This window comes from Vibrio sp. 1078-1 (assembly GCF_033340475.1).
Genome location: NZ_JAWOWM010000808.1, coordinates 1 through 536, shown reverse-complemented (window position 1 = coordinate 536; position 536 = coordinate 1). Strand labels below are relative to the sequence as shown.

Below are 536 nucleotides of genomic sequence, written 5' to 3'. Positions count from 1 at the left end.
CTTGTCTGTACTTACGTATTCGATGGGTGTAACCGACCATGCGCTGACGACCGCTGTGATGAGTAGTCAAAAACAAGGTAGCTCTAGCCACTCGGAAAAAGTGGACTATCAAGATGTGGTCAAAACCAAACTAGAAACCAGCGGTGGTGCCTTATGGTCGAAGGTTGTCGACCATTCATCGGTATCGGCATCGGTCTATTACTTTAAAAATTTGTCTGATTTTGTGCAGTGTAACCGTAGCGGCCAAGCCTTAGATGATTGCCCTAATGTCAAAAAAGGCGATGCAGTGGCGAACTCAGTCAATATGCCGATAGCCATCTATCAATTGAGTTTCACTTATCACCCTTTGTTTAACTTTGTTATGCCAAGCATGAGCATTAATCGAGAGATGGTCGCAGTTCAAGAATATGAACGATGCACTTTCAAATTAGGTGAGGAGATCACTTGTGGTGGCTAAGTCGAAACAAACCGGAGCCTTTATCGTTGAACTTGCGTTGGTATTACTCTTTTTTGGTTCAATCATTGCCATGCATATC

Annotated in this window: 1 protein-coding gene; it reads left to right on the top strand. The window is 43.5% G+C overall.

What is annotated here, in order from left to right:
* A partial coding sequence (locus tag R7190_RS30195; RefSeq protein WP_318138251.1) for a pilus assembly protein occupies window positions 1-457 on the top strand: 457 nt, incomplete at its 5' end.
* Window positions 458-536 lie beyond the last annotated feature (79 nt).